This window comes from Paenibacillus amylolyticus, from assembly GCF_003719335.1.
GTDB classification, from domain to species: Bacteria; Bacillota; Bacilli; order Paenibacillales; family Paenibacillaceae; genus Paenibacillus; species Paenibacillus amylolyticus_D.
This window is the reverse complement of record NZ_RIAS01000016.1, coordinates 131477-153965: the sequence shown is the minus strand read 5'-3', so window position 1 is coordinate 153965 and position 22489 is coordinate 131477. Positions and strand designations below refer to the sequence as shown.

Genomic DNA, 22489 nt, shown 5'->3' with positions numbered 1-22489 from the left:
TTAGAATGCCCAGTTTCCATTTACGAAGATCGGTTCTTCCGCACCTTCCGAAGTTACACCGTTGATGTTCATCTCACCGGAACCGATCATGAAATCAACATGCGTCAGACTGGAGTTCATGCCATGTTCGATCAGCTCTTCCTTCGACATCGTTTTGCCGCCTTCCAGACAGAAAGCGTACGCATTTCCGATCGCCAAGTGATTGGATGCATTCTCATCAAATAATGTATTGTAGAACAATATGTTTGTGTCCGAAATAGGAGATTGATGTGGAACAAGGGCAACCTCACCCAGATAATGTGCGCCTTCATCCATTTCGACAAGGTTTTTTAGTGCATCAAGCCCTTGTTCAGCTGTGTAATCAACAATGCGTCCATTCTCAAATGTGAGGGAGAAGCCGTCAATCAGATTGCCACCGTAACTAAGCGGTTTTGTGCTGCGAACAGTACCGTTCACACCGGTTTTCAGCGGTGCAGTAAATACTTCCTCTGTAGGCATATTGGCAATAAACACATGTCCTTGCTCGTTTACACTGCCCCCGGATACCCAGATGTGACCCTCGGGAAGTTCGATCGTCAAGTCCGTGCCTGGCGCGGTGTAGTGAAGTTTTTTATATTTTTTGCTGTTCAGCAGATCTGCGCGGGAGTCAAGATTTTGCAGGTGAGTTTTCCATTCAGCGACAGCATCCTTTTCACCAATTCGTACCGTTTTGAAAATAACATCCCACAGACGGTCTACTTGCTGCGCTTCAGGCAGATCCGGGAATACTTTAGCAGCCCATTCAGGGGAAGGGACAGCTACGATGGACCAGCTGAACTTATCAGCCATTTGATAGGCACGATATTTCTCCAGCGCTTTACCGCGAACTTTCTGGCTGGTTACGATGCGCTCCTGTGCAACTCCGTTCAGCAGATCCGGATTTTCCGCGATGACATGCAGGATAGCCGCACCTTCTTCAACAAGTTCGGTCATCTCAGCTGCAAACCATTTGGGTTCGATCGAGAATGCCTCATCCGGCGCTAGATCATAGTGAAGGCGGGTTACCGTCTCGTCACTCCAGTTGACTTTGACCAGTTTTGCACCCGCGTTGTACGCAGCCTTAACGATCAATCGTACAAAATGAGCTGCCGTGATTGGCGCATTTACGACTAACGTCTGGCCAGGGTGGACATTGACACCTACTTTGACAGCCAGTTCAGCATATTGTTGCAGATTTGATTCAAAATTGTTCATGCTATTTTTTCCTCCAATGTGATATGAATATCGTAGCTGGCGGTCTATTATAGTCCTCTTTGAATTATATGAGGATTTAGCATAGGGCCTTCATTGAATAATGTATACGTTGCTACGATATATATTGTACAATTAACCAATAATAATTACCAAACAGCTTTGCCAAAAAGTTGGAGAAAAGCGCCAAAAGAGAGATTTTTGGACGTTTTAATCGAAGATTTATTGAAGTGAGGCTTTAAACGAAAGATTAAAAGGAGAGTATACAGGTGAATATTGAAATTATTCGCGCAGCAATGCGTCGTGAGGATGAAAAAAGTTTTGTAGGAAGCACGGTGTTTAAGACAGATAGTGATAAATCCGTATATGAAATTACGTTTATGAGCAAGAACGGCAAGGATTGGGACTACAGCCTGCACTTCACGGAACAATCAGGTGACGAAGAAGAGCTGCTGAAAATGGACGAGTTGCTTGAAAATGACGATGATTTATACAATCAATTGCTGGATGCAGCCTTGGATGCTTACCCCGCTTAATGTAATGTAAAGTAAATGTTCTTGTTCTATTGTCCAAGTTACCCGACTATACTAGACGGTGTGTGCCCTGAGGAGGGCGTGCGCCGTCTATTTTTATTTTTGAGATTCCGAATAGATGTTCCAGAAAAGGGAAGTCTACGAGATGAACTAAACCAGAGAGACAATTCGCCTGATGGGAGGTAATCGTGAATGGCATTTGACAATCTGATTACATCAGGAATGACCAGCGTTGAGGAAATTGCTCCTGATATTTTGAGCTTGCGTACCCTTTTTGTGAATGTCGTGTTCATTGGAAATCCGGGAAGCAGGAGCTGGGTCCTCGTGGACACAGGAATGTCAAAATTCACGAATCACATTGTTGATGTGGCAACCGAGCGTTTTCAAGGTCCGCCGTCTGCCATTATTTTAACGCATGGTCATTTTGATCATGTGGGAACGGTAATTGAACTGGAGCAATTCTGGGGAGTGCCGGTGTACGCACATCCACTTGAAATACCCTATCTCACAGGTTTGAAAAATTATCCTCCGGCAGACCCTTCCGTGGGTGGAGGCCTGATGGCCCAGTTGTCATTTACGTATCCGAACGAAGCGATTAATCTGGATGATCGGGTATTTAGTCTACCCCAAAATCATACGGTGCCCGGTGCAAAGGATTGGAACTGGATTCATACGCCAGGTCATACACCGGGGCATATATCCTTGTTCCGCGAGGCAGATCGATTACTGATTGCAGGTGATGCGATTGTCTCGGTCAAACAGGAGTCGCTCTGGAGTGTTCTGCTTCAGGACAAACAGTTACACGGCCCTCCTGCGTACTTTACAACGGACTGGGAGGCAGCACATGAATCGGTTCAGAGCATCAGACAACTGGAGCCGAGGATGGTTGTGACAGGGCATGGACACGTGTTAAGCGGAGAGATGTTACATGAATCCCTCCGGCATCTCGACATGCATTTTGAAGAAGATACGGTACCCAAGCAGGGTAAGTATGTAGAATGAGACAACATAGACCGTTACTCGTGAGTGAGTTGAAGAGCGATGAAGACCGACAAAGAGTGATCAAGGCAGCTGATCGAGCAGCTGTCTTTTTGTTTTGCGCTCGCATGTTTAATTTGTTCTCGATCTCAGATTGTTCTTTTGGGGGCAATCATGATATAGTCGAGCCGTATAATATAACCTTAGTATGCAGGAGGTACATATAACGATGACACAACAGAATACAGCGTCTGAAGAACAATTTGGCGGCATTCCTGCGGTATGGCTGCGCTTTGGTTCATTTGAAGCAGCGGTGATTCCAAGCGTTGGCGCGAACCTGGTGGCTTTTCGGGATACGGAAAAAGGATACAGCTACCTGCGCGAGCCGGATCAGGATCAGATGGATGAATTTATGGCGGCTCCTGCCGTCTATGGCATTCCGATTTTGTCTCCTCCTAATCGATATGAAGACGGTCGTTTCCCTTGGAATGGCAAAGTCTATCAACTGCCGATTAATGAACCTGCGACAGGCAACCATTTGCACGGATTTTTGCATGATGTGGCGTGGACGGTAGAGGGATATGGCTCTAATAATCTGGAGAGTTATGTCACGCTCAGCCAAAGCATCGGAGAAGGCCATGCTTTTTACAAATATCTGCCGTTCAGCTTCAGTGTAACGCTTCGTTATTCATTGAGCAGCCATGGTCTGCAACAACAGTTAATTGTGAACAATACGGGCACAGAATATATGCCGAACCTGTTTGCTTTCCATACAGCGATCAAAGTTCCTTTTGCACCGGACAGCCAGTCTTCGGATTATACAGCCAAAGTGACGATTGGTCAGCGCCGTGAATTAAACGAGCGTTCGTTGCCGACTGGACAATTTCAACCGCTTACACCCGAGGAAGAGCAACTTAAACAGGGCGGAGTTAGTCCGTTTTTTGCAGCGATGGATAACCACTATACCGCTGAGCCGCAAAATGGGCGCAATTACATGGAACTTACGGATCATCGCACAGGAGACAAACTGGTGTACGATGTAGGCACGTCCTATAAACATTGGATGATCTGGAACAACAATGCCTGCAATGAATTTTTCTGTCCGGAACCACAGATGAATCTGGTTAATGCCCCGAACGTGGAAGGTATTTCCGCAGAAGAGAGTGGTCTCGTTGGATTACAACCAGGTGAACTGTATGAACAGACCAGCCGTTTGTATCCGATTGCTGCTCAAAAATAAAACGGTGATAGATTGAACTCACTTCCCACCCGTTCGTTTTGCGCTACGCTTACAATTTTGTCGAAAAGGTGAAAACCTGCTCGTAAATCATGTATAATATGACGAGATACACAAGCTTTGTAGAGACCCAGACCAACATTTTGGAGGAGGACAAGCAAGTGGAATACCGCATTGAGAGAGATACGTTAGGCGAAATGAAAGTACCAGCCGACAGGCTTTGGGGCGCTCAGACGCAGCGCAGTAAGGAGAATTTCCCGATTGGACGCGAGCATATGCCGATGGAATTGGTGCGTGCTCTCGCCATTTTGAAGAAAAGTGCTGCGGCTACTAATCATAAATTAGGCAAATTATCAGCGGCGAAAGCAGATGCGATTGCTTATGCGGCCGACGAAATTATTGCAGGACGTATTGATGATCACTTCCCACTCGTGGTATGGCAGACGGGTAGTGGTACTCAATCCAACATGAACGTGAATGAAGTCATTGCCAACCTGGGTAACCAGTTGCTGGAGCAAAAAGGCAAAGAAGAGCGCCTGCATCCGAATGATGATGTTAATATGTCACAAAGCTCCAACGACACCTTCCCAACAGCGCTGCATGTAGCGGGCGTTCTTGCGGTGGAAGATCAGTTGTTGCCAGCGATTGCGGTGTTGAAAGCAACTTTTGCGGAAAAAGTGGAAGCGTTTAAGGATATCATCAAAATTGGACGTACTCACCTTCAGGATGCAACACCAATTACGCTCGGGCAAGAGATTAGCGGCTGGGAAGCCATGCTCGGTAAGAGTGAACGCATGATCCGCGAGAGCGTAGAGTACATGAAGGAGCTTGCAATTGGTGGTACGGCTGTAGGAACCGGAATTAACGCACACCCTGACTTTGGTGACCTCACAGCCAAAGAGATCGGTAAACATACAGGCAAAGATTTCGTATCTGCGCCGAACAAATTCCATGCTCTGACCAGCCATGACGAAGTCGTATATGCCCACGGTGCAGTAAAAGCGCTTGCAGCAGATATGATGAAAATTGCCAATGACGTACGCTGGCTCGCAAGCGGTCCACGCAGCGGTCTCGGTGAGATTCGTATCCCTGAGAACGAGCCGGGCAGCTCGATAATGCCAGGTAAAGTGAACCCGACACAGAGCGAAGCGATCACGATGGTTGTGACACAAGTGATGGGTAACGATGCGGCGATTGGATTCGCGGCGAGCCAAGGTAATTTTGAACTGAATGTATTTAAGCCTGTCATCATTTATAACTTCCTGCAGTCTGTACAGTTGCTTGCTGACTCCATCGTTGCATTTAATGACAAATGTGCTGTAGGTATTGAGCCGAATCTGGATCAGATCAAACACAATCTGGATAACTCGCTTATGCTGGTCACTGCACTCAATCCTCATATTGGATATGAGAATGCGGCTAAAATTGCAAAGCTTGCACATAAAGAAGGTTTGTCCCTGAAGGAAGCTGCGTTACAAACCGGACTTCTTACAGAGGAACAATTCGATCAATATGTAGACCCGGCTAAGATGATTGCGCCAAAGGCCTAAACCGATTTTCAACCCCTACGTGTGACAATTATAAATATTTATGAATAAAGTCCCGGAAAAGCGGCCTGCAAAGCAGGTCGTTTTTCTTATGTCATCGCATATTTTGCTTGTCAGCTGATATCTATACATATAAAATACTAATGCAACAGATTTCATGCAATGATTCAGCATTCGTCTATATTTGGAGGGTTTCACGTTGTCTAAAACGAGAAGATTTACGATACGCTCCAAAATTGTATTGGGCTATCTTGTGGTTGTGCTTTTATTTGGTGTAGTACTGCTAATCCTTTCGGCCCAAATCGATGTGTTGCAGAAGGAAAATGATTTTATCAGCCATCATGATCTGGACGTACATAATCTGACCAACGCGATTGAGAAAAATGTACTGGATATGGAGACGGGACAGCGAGGTTTCATGCTTACCGGAAAAGAGAGTTATCTTCAGCCTTATGATCAAGGTCTTTCCGAGTGGAACTCCAATTACGATCAGTTATATTCCTTGATCAGCGATAACCCGGCACAGCAACAAAGTTTGCAAAATATTAAGTCCCATATCAACCGTTGGATCGAAATTGCTGGTGAAAAATCCGTACAGCTCAAAAAAGAAGGGGATCAGGATAAGGTTCTCGCTTTTTTTCAGTCCGATCCGGGGAAAACAGAAATTGATCTGCTTCGCTCCCAGCTTGCTGCCTTCCGTAACACCGAAATCTTGCTGACAGAAGCAAGGGTGACGGACTTGGCGAATCGTAGCTCAACTTTGCTGACAATTATGTATACCCTGTGGGGTCTGATTGCAGTACTATCCATCGCCGCGGCTTTCATTGTTTCTGGCAACATCGTGAGAACACTTCAAGAGGTGAAGCAAACGATCAGCGATATTTCCAAAGGCGGCAACTTGAAGCAACGTATACGTGTACGAACAAGAGATGAAGTCGCTGATCTCGCTCATGAAGCCAATCAACTACTGGATGAAATACAGGAGCAAAACCGGGTGAAGGATCAACTTACAGGCGTTGCTACTCTTTTGCAAAACCCTACCACATTAGAAGGTTTGTCACGTTTGTTCCTGAGTGAGCTTGCAACGATGCTAGAGATTCCATATAGCGTGTTGTATCACTGGAAAGACAATCGGTTGTTTCGCGTGGCTGCCTATGCAGGAGATGGGGAGAAGGAACGCTCACTCGGGAAAATATCACTTGCCCCTGGTGAAGGGTTAGTCGGTCAAAGTGCGATTGAGCAGCGGGTGCTGCGGATGAATGATTTACCGCAGAATTACATTCGAATTTCATCCGGTCTGGGCCATGCCTCAGCGAGCTCGCTTACCGTTGTACCCATTCTGTTTGAAGGAAAGACCGTTGCTGTCGTAGAACTCGCATCCATGAAGCCATTAACCGAGAAGGCTATAGAATTGATCAAGGAATTAACGGTCATTTTCGCTGTTTCGCTTCATTCTACCGTCACGCGGATGGAACTGCAGCACCTTTACGATGAATCACAAGTTCTAAACGAAGAATTACAGGCACAATCCGAGAAGTTGCAACTTCAAACCGAGGAGATGCAATCTCAGACAGAAGAATTGCAGATGCAGACGGAAGAGTTATATATGTTGAATGAACGCTTGGAGAGCCAGAAGGGCACGGCGGAGAATGCAGCCCAAGAACTTGCAGCAACTGCTCATCAGCTGCGAATCAGTTCGGGATACAAATCCGAATTTCTCGCCAATATGTCGCATGAGTTGCGCACACCTCTAAATAGCATGTTGATTCTGTCCGAGATATTGGCGGAAAACAAACATCATCATTTGAGCGGTGAGGAGCAGAACTATGCAGCTGTCATTCACAGATCGGGTAAAGACTTGCTTAACCTGATTAACGATATTCTCGATCTGTCGAAGGTTGAGGCCGGACAGATGGAAGTGGAATTTGATGATGTGTATCTCGACACGTTGCCTGAAGTGATGAATCAGTATTTCTTGAAAACGGCTGAACAGAAAAAAATTGATTTCCGCATTCAGCTGCAAAGTCCGCTTCCGGCTACGATTAAAACCGATGAGATGCGGATGCATCAGATTCTTAGAAATCTGCTCTCGAATGCGTTTAAGTTCACGAGCGAAGGGGAAGTGGCGCTGACGATTTCTCAGATGCGTCTGACTGACCCGGGACACGCCGATCAAGAAACCGAAGTCATTGCTTTTTCCGTTAGTGATACGGGAATAGGGATTGCGGAGGATAAGCTGCTCCAGATCTTTGAGGCATTCAAACAGGCTGATGGGGCAACGGCGCGCAAATATGGCGGCACAGGGCTAGGGCTGTCCATTTCTCAATCCCTGGCTTCATTGCTTGGCGGTTCAATTTCGGCAACGAGCCGATTGGGCCAAGGCAGTGTATTCACGCTGTTTCTTCCATTGAATCAAAAAGGTCACGAGGTTCCGCAGGAGGAGCAAAGTTCTAGACTGTTTGTTTATGAGACAGCTGGTACTGTAGCAGAAGAACGTATCATCCCTTCAGCAACTCGGATGGAACTGGAACTGAAGAATATGGAGATTTTGCTAACACCTCTAGAGGAATCGTTATTCAGCGGGCGGCAGATTCTTGTTGTAGATGATGATATCCGTAATGTATATGCGCTTGCAAATGCACTGGAGCAATACGGTATGCAAGTGACCTCTGCTCAGAATGGAACGGAATGTCTGGAGCTGTTAGAGCAGGGAGGTCTTAAACCGGATGTTATTCTCATGGACATCATGATGCCAGAACTGGATGGGTATGAAACCACCCGCAGGATTCGAGAGCATCTCGGTCTGACCGAAATTCCAATTATTGTGCTCACAGCAAAAGCAATGAAAGAAGACCGGGAAAAATGTATCGCTGCCGGAGCCACGGACTACCTCAGTAAACCGTTGAATGTCAAGGATGTATTATCTCGCATGAAATTATGGATGAATCACGAAAAGATGGAGATTTGAACACATCCACATTGTTGGATTTAATGTTAAGTAGAAAATGTTTATTCAAAACGTTTCAAACCTATGTCCATGCCAGCATGATCATGCTGCCTTGAGGACATGGGTTTATTTTTTTCTCATGTAAGTTTCTTTACGGAAATTGATGTTATAATACTTAACAAGTAATTAGATAATCTCTATCTATTATTTCAAAATCGGTGGAGTAATGAAGCTAAAAGGGATTTGTAAACTATTTGTTTACACAATTGTGTTAAATATATGGGAGGTCATGTCCATGCAACTTACCGTTAAAGAAGCTTTGCAGGTATACCCGCTGTCTGAAGCCAAATTGATTGCGGGCCGGGAAGGGACTTCACGGATGATGAAGTCAGTCAACGTCATGGACGCTCCTGATATTGCAGATTGGATCAAATCTGGAGAAATGTTGTTTACAACTGCTTTTATGATCAAAGATAGTGAAACAGATACGCTTCGATTAATGCAACGTCTGAATGAACGTGGATGTGCGGGAATCGGCATCAAGCTTGGACGATTCTGGGAGTCGATTCCCCAAGGTATCGTAGAGGAAGCGAATCGACTTCGGTTACCGCTTTTGGAGCTTCCGTTCCAATTCACTTTCTCTGACCAGATGAACGCCTTGTTTAAAGCGGAACATGAACGCAGTCATCGGCTACTGCATGAAGTCGTGCAGAAACAAAAGAAATTAATGCAGTTTGCCTTACAGCAGCAGCAACATCGCAATGTGTTTGCCGAAATGTCCACGATTCTCAACTATTCGATTGCCGTCATCGGCTCGCGCGGACATGTGCTCTATGCGAACGATGACGTCATGTCGGACAATGCAGTCACGCAAGGCTGGCCCTGGAAATCAGTCATGCACCGGGTAAAATGGAATCAGGGAAGCTGTCACCGTGTCCCGATTCAACAAAAAGACGAAGAATTTGGTTTCCTACTGGTGTACACAGATTCTGCCTTGTCTCTACGAGCGGAGGAGGAACTGTTTCAGCAAGCTGCGGATGTGCTCGCCTTTTACATGGATATGACCTACCGTGAGCATATTAACCCAACCGTTCAGGATGAAATGCGGACGTTGCTGACCCAATATATGGATCAGAAATTGACGATGCAGGAGCTCATGACTTTGAGCGAAAATAAAGGAGTACACCTTTTTCAAGAGACGTATCAGTGTGTGTTAACTACGCTCGAACCCAATGTCTTTGCTGAGGGGAAACTGCTCAAACAGATTCATCGTGAGTTGCAGTACAATCCCCTAATGCAATTCACAGCTTCCCAGCATTTTCAGATGAATGAAGGAATACTATCCATCTACAGTTGTCCGACCGGGCGTGATTATGGTGAGGAGTTGTCCGCATTTCTCTTAAATCGATTTGGCGATGTGCTCACAGCTCAAGAAGCCAAGGGTGCGCCAGGGCCTCGTTTCTGGATAAGCAAAATGAAACATGAGCCGACTTCACTACGTGAAGCATACCAGGAGTGTCTGGATACACGTCAGTTAGCCCAAAGGCTTGGTATGAAGGATCGGGCACTGCAATTTGAGATGTTGGAATTCGCGTATGTATTTCAGCATGTGCCTGAACAAATTATGGAGAACTATTGTCATAAAGTGCTCGAACCGTTACTTGCCAGAGACGGTGATCCCAATCAGGTGCTGATGAACACCCTGGAGTCTTTTATTGAAAATGACGGATTAATTAATGAAGCTGCCAAACAGCTGTACGTGCATCGCAATACGGTAACTTATCGGATGGAGAAGATCGGCAGTCTGCTGCAAATGGATTTCAAAAAGACGAATGATCTGCTCAAGTTAAAGTTGGTGTTTACCTTCCGTAAATTCGTGCGAGATAAAGCACCTGTAAGAATTCGTACGTAATCACTAATGCTTGTATGGATGCACATGATGCTCGTGATATGAGCTATGCTTAAAGAGTTGCCATAAGTTACATTACTTCCTTCATTGGCAAGTGCGGTTTATTGACGTAGATAGCAATTGTAACAAGAGGTATTCCGTGCGCAGATAACAATTTGCTTGTTAGATGTTATGTTATATTACAAAGATGCGTAAACAATGTTGCTGTATTCTGAAGCAGTGAATAGAATGAGGAACAATAATTAAATAGAGACCGGGGGTTATCACATGGATGATCTTATACATCTCGTTAACGGCTGGTCTGATCAACAGTTTATGAAAGAATTTGGCCCTTTATTTGAAGAATCTGCATGGATTGCAGAGCGTTCTGCCGGTCTTCGGCCTTTCGGTTCATGGGAAGAGATGATGCAAGTCATGACGAAACAAGTTCTTGACTCGGAGTATGAAGAGAAGCTGGAACTACTACGTAAGCATCCAGATTTGGGTGCTCGTATCAGCATGAGTACCAGCTCGGTTCAGGAGCAGGCTGGTGCTGGCCTGGATTCATTAACACCAGAACAATATAACGAGCTTAAGCAGTTGAATGAGAGGTATACAAAGCAATTTGGCTTTCCGTTCATTTTAGCGGTGAAGGGCCATACGAAGGGATCTATTTTTGATTCCATAAGACAACGTCTAGAGAGAAACGAGCAAGAAGAATTCGAAACGGCATTAAATGAGGTGTTTAAAATTGCTACAATCCGGTTGCAACAATGGATGACCAAGCGTACGACGTGATGTGAAGAAAGAGGATAAACATAGAGATCGAAGGTGAATGCCTGATGCAGCCGAATGCTGGCCGAATTACTACACATGTACTGGACACATCTAAAGGTGCTCCTGCTGCGGGAGTGAGAGTTGAACTCTATTTTATAAAATGGTCGGGAAACGAGTGGAATGCCCTGAAGGTGGCAGAATCGTCGACCAATTCCGATGGACGTTTGAATGCACCTTTGCTTCACGAAGGAAAGCTGGAAGTAGGCGAATATGAACTGCGTTTTGATGTGAAACCCTATTTTGCACAAGATACTCAAACGGATATGACACATGTGTTGTGGACCGAAGTCCCTATTCGTTTTGCCGTAAGAGATACCGGGAGCCATTATCATATCCCTTTGTTGATAGCGCCAGGGGGATACAGCACATACCGGGGAAGCTGAAGAGAAGACAGGACGGGATAGGGGAGATGTGGATGGGAACGATTCTGCTGAAAGGCGCGCAATTGGTCACGATGAATACAGAAGAGGAAGTATTTACGGGAGATCTTCTCATCGAAGATAACAAAATCAAAGACATGGCAGTGCATATCGATGAGAACTTGGCAGATCAAGTCATTGATGCACGAGGGAAGGTGTTACTGCCGGGTTTTATCCAGACCCATATCCATCTATGCCAGACGTTGTTTCGTGGACGTGCAGACGATATGGAACTGATGGATTGGCTTCGCAAGCGCATCTGGCCGTTAGAAGCGGCACATGACGAAGAATCGGTGTATTACTCTGCAATGCTCGGACTGGGCGAATTGATCTCTAGCGGCACAACGACCATTCTGGATATGGAGACCGTGAATCATACTGAATCGGCTTTTCAAGCGATGGCCCAGAGTGGAATCCGGGTCATCTCAGGCAAGGTGATGATGGATCATGGGGATGAGGTTCCAGAGCCTCTGCGTGAGAATACGGCGGATTCGTTGCAGCAGAGTGTTGATTTGTTAGAAAAATGGAACGGATTCGGCGGAGGCCGCATTCAATATGCGTTTTGTCCAAGGTTTGTTGTATCCTGCACTGAACAACTGCTTACGGAAGTACGCGACCTCTCGAATAAATATCACGTCAAAGTGCACACACATGCTTCCGAAAATCGTGGAGAGATAGAACTGGTCGAACACGAGAGAGGTATGCGGAACATCGTCTATCTTGATCACATCGGCCTAGCTACCCCCAGATTGGTTCTTGCACATTGTGTGTGGCTGAGTGAAGAAGAGAAGGAGATTATTCGTAAACGTGGTGTCAAAGTAACCCATTGTCCCGGATCCAATATGAAACTTTCTTCGGGAATTGCGGACATCCCCGACCTGTTGAACCGGCAGATCGCAGTGGGGATCGGTGCAGACGGTGCGCCATGCAATAACAATCTGGATATGTTCCAGGAGATGCGTATGACAGCTTTGATCCAGAAGGTGCCGCACGGGCCGACGGTGATGGATGCCAGAACCGTGTTACACATGGCAACGATGGGCGGGGCGGAAGTGTTGGGGCTATCCAGAGAGATTGGCAGTCTTGAAGTCGGCAAAAAAGCAGATATGATCCTGCTGGATCTTGATGATTTTCACACGTACCCGTCCTATGAGACCGACATTTACTCCCGTATCGTTTATTCGGCTACCCGTAGCTGTGTGGAAACGGTCATCATTGATGGCAGCATCGTGCTGAACAATCGTAAAATACAAACGATTGACCGCAGCATCGTCTTAAGAGAGTCGGACAAATGCATCGCACGGCTAATGAAACGGTTGTAATCAGAACCGTAGAAACAGTTGTAATCGAAACAGCACAGGTGTACCAGCTCTACTACCACATTGGATGTACCGATCCCGGAATCGTTGAAAGGCAGAAAGTAGAAAGGGGGCGGCCCTTATGGAGATGCATGATCTGTGTGCCATTGCCCTTCGGGAAACCCGGAGTGTACTTGCTACTGCAATTAAAGTGGAGGGGCATGCCTATCGCAAACAAGGGGTTTCCATGCTAATAACGGAGGACGGCAGGATGTACGGCAGTATCAGTCCGGGCTGTCTGGAGAGTGACCTGCAAGCCAGGGTGAGCCGCGTGCTGGAGATGCAACAACTTGAACTGGCTAGCTACGATATGCGGCCTGAAGATGACTTATCCTGGGGAGAAACGATTGGTTGCGGAGGCCTTGTCGTTGTTCTGCTTGAGCCGATCAGTGGTGAGTTACGTGACATGATGAAGCAGATACAGCGATGTTTGGATGCGGCTTTAACGGTTTCTCTTCTGCGGTCATTTGACGAGGATTACACTAAAGTTACGTATGGTTACTTGAAGATCGAGTCAGTCGCGTCAGGGCAAGAGCAATATTTAACTGCAAATGAGCAAGCTGAATGTTCAAAAAAAGTTTTGTCATCACATCCTCTTAACCTGAAGGTTGGGATTAATCCTTGGAATCTTCCTCAACACTTCACTTCGCTGTATACGCCCAAACCACGTTTGATTATCGTTGGCGCTGGAAACGATGTTGTACCGGTTGCCGGACTGTCTCAATCCGCTGGATTCCGTGTCGTGATCACAGATTGGCGAGCATCCTTGTGTACGCCAGAACGATTTCCAGATGTGGAACGGGTACACGGTTTTCCTCAGGAAGTATTCCCGCAGCTGAACATCAATGAGCATGACTATCTCATGCTAATGAGTCATCAATTCCCCCGTGAACGAGAATGGTTAGCGTTGTTAGCGAACAGCAACTATGCATATCTCGGCATAATGGGTTCACGTACCCGAACAGCTCGTTTGTTCGACGGGTTGCCACCATTAGATCACGTGCATAGTCCAATTGGTTTGTCTATTGGTGCAGATGGGCCAGAAGAGATCGCGATCAGTATTGTTGCAGAGTTGATTGCAATCAGGCGTAAGACAGTGGCTGGAAAATCGGCGTTAGGGATCGAAAAAAGGAGCGGTGCTTATGCAAACGACAGGTATCGTTCTAGCGGCTGGCAAGAGCAGCAGACTTGGGCGAGATAAACTATCGGTTATGATGCCGGATGGAAGAGCACTGGCAGCATGGACACTGGAGGCCGCTCTAAATTCCCGGTTGGATCAAATCATCTGTGTGGTCAAACCAGAAGACACTCTTGAATGGTTACCTTCCAAATGGCGCGGGGTATGCTCTTACACATATAATCCCGAAACCAGATTGCGTATTGTATTATGCAACGATTTTGCTGGTGGCATGGCGAACTCCATTCATTGCGGTATATTGACGGCGATGGAATACAGGCCGAGGGGGGTTCTGATGCTGATGGCAGACCAGCCCCTTATAACGACAGAGAATATTAATCATGTCACCGCGGTACTGGATTCTAATCCGCTGTGTGATTATGTTGCGGGTACGGACAATGAGGGGAGTAAACCCCCGGTTGCTTTTCGCTCGCATATGTTCGGCCCGCTGCTGTCCCTGCACGGAGATGAAGGGGCACGCAAAATGCTTCGTAACCCTAAATACCAAGGGGTACAGGTGTCTTTAAGGCGAGAGAGTTTCTGGGACGCTGATACAGAGTTGCAAGTGCAACAAATTCTGAAATATGCAGAAGAGCGGATGTGGAGAGAAGCTTAAAATTCACGCGGCTCCGTGTGAAAACTGCTAGATGAACGAGAAGGTTGAAGAAACGGAGAAATAAAGGAGGGAGAGCCATGGTCATGCCGGGATACGGCTCAGGTGCGCAGCCCTCTGTATGGCAGCCAGGTACGTTACAAGAATTACTAAACATTAGGGAACAGATTGAAGGAACACGGTGTTATGTTGCTGGAGGCACGTTATTGCGGACGCAATGGGAGGCTGCATTAAAGGGCTCACCTGAACATTTAGTTAGTCTGGCTTGCATTCCCGAGATGAGTGGAATCTCGATTCAAGGGGATGAGATTGTGATTGGAGCTATGACGCGATTGAGGGAATGTGCAACAGACCCTTTGCTAAGCCGGTTTCCTATTTTGCATCAGGCTATTTTGGCTATAGCAGCCCCTTCTGTTCGAAACCTGGCGACAATTGGGGGGAATATTGCATCAGGGATAGGGGATACATTACCGGCGCTACTTGTGTATGATGCTGAGCTTCACTGGCTGACCTGTCGTGGTATGGAGACGCAACATGTGGCATTATGGCTTGAAAATGGGCGTAATAGCAAGCTGAATGCAGATGACGTATTAATCTCCATTCATATTCCGTCCAGGAACTTTGCAGTAAATCTAACATCCTCTGTTCCAGAGCGATACACGTGTGAGTCCAAGCAATCCATACCTGAAAGAGTTCATCAAATTTCCTTCTATCGTAAATTAGGCCGAAGGGAGGCATTTACTGCCTCGCTTGTCACTGTAGCTTTTCACGGGGAGATTAACCCGGATGACGGACGATGGACACAGATTGCGATAGCTGCTGGCGGTGGCTCTGGTATAGCCGCGAGGCTAACCGAGACGGAGCACTGGCTTCAATCCGAAAAAGCAGATGCTTCTCAAGCAGCCGGGCTTGCAGCCCAGGTTACTGCTGAATTTGTATCCTATACGGATGCTTTTGCCACCGAAATCTACAGGAAACAGTCGGCAGGAAATATGCTTGGGGCTGGGCTTTGGCAGGCTTTTCATTCATAGGCTGCAGGATCTACAGCACATAGAGTATGTAAGGTATCTGCGCCAACCAGAGTATTAAGGACTTAAGGCAACTAAGGTATCTACAATTTAGGACTGGACTTAAAAAGGAGCTACGGAAGGGGAGAGACACCATGTTGCTTAACCGGGAACAGAGTGGAAATCGCTGGCACCTTCGGCCGGATGGACCTCCAAAGGTCACGGGACAGTTGCAGTATCTAACGGATATGTCCTTGCCTAACATGGTCTATGGGAAAGTACTGCGAAGTGCTTTTCCACATGCACGGTTGCTGTCCATTGATACATCGGAAGCGGAAGCCATGGAGGGTGTATATGCGGTGTTAACGGCCAAGGATGTGCCTGGACTTAACCGTTTTGGTATTGCAACCCCGGATCAGCCCGTCTTTTGTGAAGATGTTGTGCGTTATGTAGGTGATGCCATTGCCGCGGTTGCGGCTGACTCACCTGAACGAGCCTTGCTTGCCTTAGAAGCTATTCGTGTGCAGTATGAGGAGATTGAGCCGCTGGACAGCACGGCTGCCGCAATGGCTCCTGGGGCGCCCGAACTGCATCCACATGGTCCAGGCAATGTGTTACATCGTACAGAGATCAAGCGAGGAAATGCCCAGCAAGCTTTTGATTCGTGTGCTCATATTGTAACGGAGACTTACTATACGCCAAGACAAATGCATGCTTATATGGAGACAGAGGGAGGCCTGTTTGTACCTGACGAGATGGGGCGTCTTCATGTCTATGCGGCAACACAGCATGGGTATAAGGATCGCATGCAACTCGCACGTATTATTGGCTGCCCGGAAGAACACATTCGAGTGGTATCTTCACCTATTGGAGGTTCGTTTGGCGGAAAAGATGAATTGAACGTCCAACCTTATGGCGCACTGCTCGCGTTAAAATGCGGCCGCCCTGTTAAAATGCACAACTCGCGTAAAGAATCCGTTCGGGCTGGTTTGAAGCGTCATCCAATGAAGATTGAGATGCAAACGGGTATAAGCCGTGAAGGGATTTTACAGGCACATCGGGTTCGTATTACGGCAGATACCGGTGCATATGCAACGCTTGGAGCACCCGTATTAAACTTCTGTACCGAGCATTGTATGGGGCCGTATATGATTCCGCATGTGGATGTAGAAGGGGTATCTGTGTATACAAACAATGGATTATCCGGAGAGTTTCGTGGATTCGGAGGCAATCAGGCAATCTTTGCAATGGAAGGTCAGATGGATCGTTTGGCACAGATCATGGATATGGACCCCTGGGAGTTTAGGCGGCGCAATCTGCGCCAGAAACATGATCCGGGTCCCTTGAACCAGCGCATTCTGCCCACGGATGGACTATATCAAGTATGGGAGGCATTGGACCGTTCAGAGCTATGGCAGAAGCATCTTCATCCTCAGGTGGATTTGTCACTTCCTCCATGGATCAAACGAGGAGTAGGTGCGGCCATCGCGATGCATGGCGCCGGGCTTGGTTACGGCATTCCAGATCCGGCTGGTGGACGCTTGTCTCTGAATGCGGAGGGCAAGATTGAGGTGGCTTTCAGCTACGAGGAATTCGGGCAAGGTCTTGTGGCCACACTGGAGATCATGCTCTGTGATCTGTTCCAGTGCTCCCCATCGGACCTGAGTATTGTCATTGGAGATACAGACCGTGTGCCCCATAGTGGCTCCAGTACGGCATCCCGTTCAACCACGATGGCCTGGATGGCTTTGCAGCGCTTGCAGCATGGATTCCGCGCAAAGATGCTTAACGTGGCATCACAGTTTTCCGGAATTCCGGCAGAGCAACTAATGACAGGACCTGGGGGAGTATGGATGAAATCACACGATTCCTCAACAAACTCAACCACCCGTCTAGTCATTTCTTATACGGATCTTGTAAAGCAGGGTAAAGCGCAGGAATGGATTTTCGACACCACTTTTCATTACCCCACGACGCCTGACAATGTAATGGGTGGTCATTACCTCTACACGTATGCCGCCGTAGCTGCAGAGGTGGAGGTCAATACACTGACGGGTGAAACCAAACTTTTGGATACACGGCATATTGTGGCTGCAGGGCCGGTAATCAATCCGATGGGCTATATAGGGCAGATTGAAGGTGGCAGTGTGATGGCTCTTGGATTTACGTTAACCGAGGATGCCGTCATGGAGCAGAGCCGCTACGTTACGTCGAATCTAGACACGTATTTAATTCCGACAATCAAGGATATTCACTCGAATTTAGAAGTAGAGGCAATTGAAGATTTACCTGAAGGAGATGCATTCGGACCTAGAGGCATCGGTGAGATTGGTTCCGTTGCACTTGCCCCTGCGATTACTGCGGCTATTCATCAGGCGACAGGCGTATGGGTTACTCAGCTCCCCGTGCCGCGAGAGCAACTCAGCCAGGCGCTAAATGTTCTTTTACCAGAAGGGGTGAAGCCATCATGAAGAATCAGCCTCTTGAACAGACATGGAATGCTAGGGTGAATGGACGGCTAAGAGAACTGTCCGTTTCTCCTGAAACACGACTTGTCGATATCCTTCGGAATCACTTAGAGCTGACGGGAACAAAGGTTTCCTGCGAGGTTGGACGATGCGGCGCATGTATGATTCTCATGAATGGAGAGCCGATTAATGCCTGTCTCGTGATGGCGTATCAAAGTGAGGGAAGCGACATTACGACAATTGAAGGACTTCATGGTGAGAAAAAGGGAGAGCTGCACCCCATTCAACAAGCTTTCGTGGAAGAAGGCGGGTTTCAGTGTGGATACTGTACTCCAGGGATGATTATTTCAACCAAAGCTTTGCTGGACGCATACCCAAACCCTTCTCAGGAGCAGATTGAAACAGGTTTATGCGGTAATCTCTGTCGCTGTACAGGTTATGGCGGAATTATACGCGCGGTAAACAAGGCAAGTGAGCGTTGTGCAGTCAAAGGAACAGTTGACGGTTGAAATAGCGGTGAAAAAAGATGAAGGCAGATCAGCAGTTAACTTTGTGCAAACAGATGGTACTGAAATTTGATGACCCGAAGCGGTGAGAAAGCTTAAGTTCTACACAAAATTATGGTAATATTAAGAATAATAGAGAATTTCCTGCGAGTGGAGATCAAGTGCTGCCCGTAGAAAATTCTTATTTTTTTGTGTGGGAGGTGATCACTATGAAGAAAAAGCATTTGTTTCTCGGTACCGTGTTAAGTCTGCTTGTGATCATGTTGTTGGTAAATTACATTGAAAATAATGAGGCCGCCGTAAATACGAGCCAGGTGGTCGAAAGTTATGGGGGAGATCGCGGAATGTACAAAGCTACCGTAACGTTTGATATGTTTCCAGCGAAAAAAGCAAGCAACGTAAAAGTTATGGTTGTATACCCTAACGATACGATCGAATATCATGATGTGTCGTCACCTGATGGTCACTACCTTTTGAATATAACGAAAAACGTGGAAGGGTTCACCTTGGACAAAAGTAAAGGCAAATCACCCGAATTCCTGATTACTTGGATATCAGGGGATAAAAAAAGAATAAGGTATGTTTCTTCAAGTGCCAGATGAATGAAGAGGTTAGTTACATAAGCATGACTAGATTGTGAAAAAACACAGTGTTTGTAAACATAAATTTAATCGTTTTCGGAATGTAAGTTTGTGAAGTTTCCTTGGGATAGAATAATTATTTTCTCTTGATAAACATAGTGATACCTGATCTATATAACCATATATTTACAATTTTATCCACTCATGATATGTTTAAATATGAAAGCGCCATCATGATTGGGGTTATGCACATTTCGCTCTCACATTTCAGATGGAAAGGGAGATGGAAATGAAGTTCGGAATGAAGATGGGAACGAAGAATGGATGGAGGGAGAGGGTTCAAAAAGCATTGGCAATCATGCTGGTCAGTACCTTGTTGTTGGGAATGCTGGCATTGCCTGCACCTGCGCGAGCGGATGCCCCGTTGCTCACAATTGAAGGTGAAGATGCACAATTAACCTCGGACTTGCAAGTGGTTACCCAGATTTATGGACAGCCGAAGCCAGGTTACTCGGGAAGCGGATTTGTATGGATGCAGGGATCGGGAACGATCACATTAGATGTGACCGTTCCCGAAACGGGGATGTACAGTATTTCCACCCGTTTTATGCAGGAGCTTAGTATGGATGGCAGACTTCAATACTTGGTAGTGAATGGGGGAACGAAGGCCTCTTACATGCTTCCATATACGACAACATGGTCGGATTATGATTTTGGTTTCCACAAATTAAACAAGGGAAGCAACACAATTCAACTGAAGGCTGGCTGGGGTTATGCATATTTTGATACGTTCACAGTGGATTATGCCGATCTTGATCCGCTAAACGTGCAGCCTGTGCTCACGGATTCTCAGGCTACGCCGGAAACACAGCTTTTAATGAATTATCTAACGGAGGTATACGGACACAACATCATATCGGGGCAACAGGAGATTTATGGAGGAGGAAATGACGGAAATTCCGAGCTGGAGTTTGAATGGATTCATGATCTGACGGGTAAATATCCGGCAATTAGAGGTTTTGATTTTATGAACTACAACCCGCTTTATGGCTGGGAAGATGGTACAACTGATCGTGTGATCGACTGGGTGAACAACCGCGGAGGTATAGCAACCGCATCTTGGCATATCAATGTGCCGCGTAACTTTACTACGTATCAACTTGGCGATTTTGTCGATTGGAAAGAGGCGACCTACAAACCAACTGAAACGAATTTTGATACCGCAAAAGCCGTCATTCCTGGTACGAAGGAATATCAGTATGTGATGATGACCATTCAAGATCTGGCGGAGCAGCTCCAGATATTACAGGATAACGATGTGCCGGTCATTTTCCGTCCTTACCATGAAGCAGAAGGAAACGGAGGATTGAATGGAGAGGGAGCCTGGTTCTGGTGGGCTTCTGCTGGAGCGGATGTGTATAAGAAGCTGTGGGACATGATCTATACTGAGCTGACCGAAACGTATGACCTGCATAACCTAATCTGGACCTACAACAGCTATGTCTACAGTACTTCACCGGCTTGGTATCCAGGGGATGATCAGGTAGATCTTGTGGGCTTTGATAAATACAATACGATCTACAATCGTTATGATGGATTATCTGGTGTACCTAACGAGGATGCCATTACGTCCACATTTTATCAGCTGGTGAACTTGACCAATGGCAAAAAAATGGTGGCAATGACAGAGAACGATACCGTTCCAAGCGTGAAAAATCTGACAGAGGAAAAAGCGGGCTGGCTTTATTTCCTTCCATGGTACGGCGAACATCTGATGAGCGAAGCGTTTAACTATGCCTCCACATTAAAGACACTCTATCAAAGCGATTATGTCATTACTCTGGATGAGTTGCCGGATCTAAAAGCGAACCAGCCCAATCCAAGTGCGGTCATCTCACCCGGAAGTGCAACCTTTGATAAGGAAACAAGTCATGCGCAGGATATTACGATTTCGCTCACCTTGAACGGACATCAGCTTACGGGCATTTCCAAGGGAGGGGTGAATCTGGTTTCCGGCCAGCATTATACGGCGTCTGAATCAACAGCGGTGCTGAAGCAAGCCTATCTAGCAACACTGCCTCTTGGACAAACGAGTCTAACTTTTCATTTCAACAATGGTAAAGATGCTGTTCTTAAGTTGAACGTAGTCGACAGTTCCGTTGTTGTTGTCCCACCTGACAGCAAGCTAACGATTCAGGCATATAACGGCAATACAAGTGCTTCGACGAACGGAATCGCGCCCAAATTCAAGCTGATTAATTCCGGGAATACGGCTATTCATCTCAGTGATGTGAAGGTACGGTATTATTATACGATTGATGGTGAGCAAGCACAGACCTTCTGGTCAGATTGGGCAAGTGTAGGAAGTGCCAACGTTACCAGTACCTTCGTCAAGCTGGACACACCCGTAACTGGTGCTGACTATTACGTTCAACTGGGGTTCACTAGCAGCGCTGGAGTACTAAATCCGGGCGAAAGCGCAGAGGTACAAGCTCGTTTTTCTAAAAATAACTGGTCTGATTACAATCAGTCCGATGATTATTCCTTCATGGCAACGGGCAATCAATATGCTAATCACAGCAAAATAACTGGATACGTAAGTGATCAGTTGGTATGGGGCGTGGAACCTTAAGCGATAAGTACAAGCCAGGCCGGGTCAGTATCTCATTTAACTGATCCGGTCTGGCTTTGTTATGTTTAGAGAAGTGTGCGTATGGATGAAAATTTAAAGCCGAACAGAGGCGCATTTTATTAGAAAGCTAGACAAATGGTAATATATGTAATAAATTAAGGTGTAAAAGTGAATATTGCAATCATAACAAATATTATGTAAACTTATATTTTTCGATATCCTTTATAGATGACATCTATGGTATTAGAGAATGCTAAAGTCCTGATTAATACTAAACTACACTCTCTTGTGAACTTCATTCCGACAGAGAAGAAACACCCTCATTGCAGTGTGCAAATTCCATTTTATTAAAAATTTTTATACGCTAGATTGCTTCCCGAAAATCGTTTTCGATTCTACTGAGAAATGGGCAGGTAAACCATCTGAATTTTGGTTCAAATCGCAGTCAGCGCTAGGGTTACAGCACTTCACAAGTGTAGATTGGTAACACGAATCTCCTGATGATACTGGAGAGAAGAAAACGATAATGAA

The 22489-nt window shown here is 46.4% G+C and carries 17 protein-coding genes; 16 read left to right on the top strand and 1 reads right to left on the bottom strand.

The window, feature by feature from the left end:
- Entirely contained in the window at positions 1-1233 is a 1233-nt protein-coding gene (locus EC604_RS23815) for an aminopeptidase (RefSeq protein ID WP_123066511.1), read from the bottom strand.
- Positions 1234-1499: 266 nt separating this feature from the next.
- Here EC604_RS23815 and EC604_RS23810 point away from each other — a divergent pair, with 266 nt between their 5' ends.
- The 16 genes from EC604_RS23810 to EC604_RS23735 all read left to right on the top strand — a co-directional run bounded on the left by EC604_RS23810 (position 1500) and on the right by EC604_RS23735 (position 21958).
- Complete coding sequence (locus EC604_RS23810; protein WP_192895150.1) at positions 1500-1766, top strand: hypothetical protein; 267 nt, start codon at positions 1500-1502, stop codon at positions 1764-1766.
- A 189-nt stretch (positions 1767-1955) separates the two neighbouring features.
- Positions 1956-2765, top strand: coding sequence for an MBL fold metallo-hydrolase (locus tag EC604_RS23805; RefSeq protein WP_123066510.1), 810 nt, complete (start codon positions 1956-1958; stop codon positions 2763-2765).
- Positions 2766-2970: 205 nt separating this feature from the next.
- Positions 2971-3981, top strand: a complete 1011-nt coding sequence (locus EC604_RS23800) for an aldose 1-epimerase (RefSeq protein WP_123066509.1) — start codon at positions 2971-2973, stop codon at positions 3979-3981.
- Between the two features lie 158 nt (positions 3982-4139).
- Entirely contained in the window at positions 4140-5528 is a 1389-nt protein-coding gene (fumC, locus tag EC604_RS23795) for a class II fumarate hydratase (protein WP_123066508.1), read from the top strand.
- A 196-nt stretch (positions 5529-5724) separates the two neighbouring features.
- Complete coding sequence (locus EC604_RS23790; protein ID WP_240037146.1) at positions 5725-8493, top strand: CHASE3 domain-containing protein; 2769 nt, start codon at positions 5725-5727, stop codon at positions 8491-8493.
- A gap of 274 nt (positions 8494-8767) precedes the next feature.
- Complete coding sequence (locus EC604_RS23785; RefSeq protein WP_123066506.1) at positions 8768-10384, top strand: PucR family transcriptional regulator; 1617 nt, start codon at positions 8768-8770, stop codon at positions 10382-10384.
- Positions 10385-10648: 264 nt separating this feature from the next.
- Complete coding sequence (uraD, locus tag EC604_RS23780; protein WP_123066505.1) at positions 10649-11158, top strand: 2-oxo-4-hydroxy-4-carboxy-5-ureidoimidazoline decarboxylase; 510 nt, start codon at positions 10649-10651, stop codon at positions 11156-11158.
- A gap of 44 nt (positions 11159-11202) precedes the next feature.
- Positions 11203-11580, top strand: a complete 378-nt coding sequence (uraH, locus tag EC604_RS23775; RefSeq protein WP_123066504.1) for a hydroxyisourate hydrolase — start codon at positions 11203-11205, stop codon at positions 11578-11580.
- 32 nt (positions 11581-11612) lie between these two features.
- Positions 11613-12938: a 5'-deoxyadenosine deaminase gene (locus EC604_RS23770; RefSeq protein ID WP_090924823.1), complete on the top strand. Its 1326-nt coding sequence runs from the start codon at positions 11613-11615 to the stop codon at positions 12936-12938.
- Positions 12939-13056: 118 nt separating this feature from the next.
- On the top strand, positions 13057-14175 hold the full coding sequence (locus EC604_RS23765; RefSeq protein WP_123066503.1) for an XdhC family protein: 1119 nt from the start codon (positions 13057-13059) through the stop codon (positions 14173-14175).
- Positions 14117-14767 carry an NTP transferase domain-containing protein gene (locus EC604_RS23760; protein WP_123066502.1) on the top strand — a complete coding sequence of 217 codons (651 nt, stop codon included), beginning with the start codon at positions 14117-14119 and terminating at the stop codon, positions 14765-14767. The genes EC604_RS23765 and EC604_RS23760 overlap by 59 nt, the downstream gene beginning before the upstream one ends.
- Before the next feature lie 77 nt (positions 14768-14844).
- Positions 14845-15795 carry an FAD binding domain-containing protein gene (locus EC604_RS23755; protein WP_123066501.1) on the top strand — a complete coding sequence of 317 codons (951 nt, stop codon included), beginning with the start codon at positions 14845-14847 and terminating at the stop codon, positions 15793-15795.
- Positions 15796-15926: 131 nt separating this feature from the next.
- Positions 15927-18242: a xanthine dehydrogenase subunit D gene (gene pucD, locus EC604_RS23750; protein ID WP_123066500.1), complete on the top strand. Its 2316-nt coding sequence runs from the start codon at positions 15927-15929 to the stop codon at positions 18240-18242.
- Complete coding sequence (locus tag EC604_RS23745) at positions 18239-18748, top strand: (2Fe-2S)-binding protein (RefSeq protein WP_123066499.1); 510 nt, start codon at positions 18239-18241, stop codon at positions 18746-18748. Before pucD ends, EC604_RS23745 begins: the two co-directional genes overlap by 4 nt.
- Positions 18749-18954: 206 nt before the next feature.
- Complete coding sequence (locus tag EC604_RS23740) at positions 18955-19347, top strand: hypothetical protein (protein ID WP_123066498.1); 393 nt, start codon at positions 18955-18957, stop codon at positions 19345-19347.
- A 286-nt stretch (positions 19348-19633) separates the two neighbouring features.
- Positions 19634-21958, top strand: coding sequence for a glycosyl hydrolase (locus tag EC604_RS23735; RefSeq protein WP_123066533.1), 2325 nt, complete (start codon positions 19634-19636; stop codon positions 21956-21958).
- Positions 21959-22489 lie beyond the last annotated feature (531 nt).

What these genes read in the sequence shown, in the direction of transcription:
- EC604_RS23815 (WP_123066511.1), bottom strand. Translation starts at nt 1,233, where the DNA reads ATGAACAATTTTGAATCAAATCTGCAACAATATGCTGAACTGGCTGTC.
- EC604_RS23745 (WP_123066499.1), top strand. Translation starts at nt 18,239, where the DNA reads ATGAAGAATCAGCCTCTTGAACAGACATGGAATGCTAGGGTGAATGGA.
- EC604_RS23785 (WP_123066506.1), top strand. Translation starts at nt 8,768, where the DNA reads ATGCAACTTACCGTTAAAGAAGCTTTGCAGGTATACCCGCTGTCTGAA.
- EC604_RS23805 (WP_123066510.1), top strand. Translation starts at nt 1,956, where the DNA reads ATGGCATTTGACAATCTGATTACATCAGGAATGACCAGCGTTGAGGAA.
- EC604_RS23755 (WP_123066501.1), top strand. Translation starts at nt 14,845, where the DNA reads ATGGTCATGCCGGGATACGGCTCAGGTGCGCAGCCCTCTGTATGGCAG.
- uraH (WP_123066504.1), top strand. Translation starts at nt 11,203, where the DNA reads ATGCAGCCGAATGCTGGCCGAATTACTACACATGTACTGGACACATCT.
- EC604_RS23760 (WP_123066502.1), top strand. Translation starts at nt 14,117, where the DNA reads ATGCAAACGACAGGTATCGTTCTAGCGGCTGGCAAGAGCAGCAGACTT.
- EC604_RS23735 (WP_123066533.1), top strand. Translation starts at nt 19,634, where the DNA reads ATGGGAACGAAGAATGGATGGAGGGAGAGGGTTCAAAAAGCATTGGCA.
- EC604_RS23800 (WP_123066509.1), top strand. Translation starts at nt 2,971, where the DNA reads ATGACACAACAGAATACAGCGTCTGAAGAACAATTTGGCGGCATTCCT.
- EC604_RS23770 (WP_090924823.1), top strand. Translation starts at nt 11,613, where the DNA reads ATGGGAACGATTCTGCTGAAAGGCGCGCAATTGGTCACGATGAATACA.
- pucD (WP_123066500.1), top strand. Translation starts at nt 15,927, where the DNA reads ATGTTGCTTAACCGGGAACAGAGTGGAAATCGCTGGCACCTTCGGCCG.
- EC604_RS23765 (WP_123066503.1), top strand. Translation starts at nt 13,057, where the DNA reads ATGGAGATGCATGATCTGTGTGCCATTGCCCTTCGGGAAACCCGGAGT.
- EC604_RS23740 (WP_123066498.1), top strand. Translation starts at nt 18,955, where the DNA reads ATGAAGAAAAAGCATTTGTTTCTCGGTACCGTGTTAAGTCTGCTTGTG.
- uraD (WP_123066505.1), top strand. Translation starts at nt 10,649, where the DNA reads ATGGATGATCTTATACATCTCGTTAACGGCTGGTCTGATCAACAGTTT.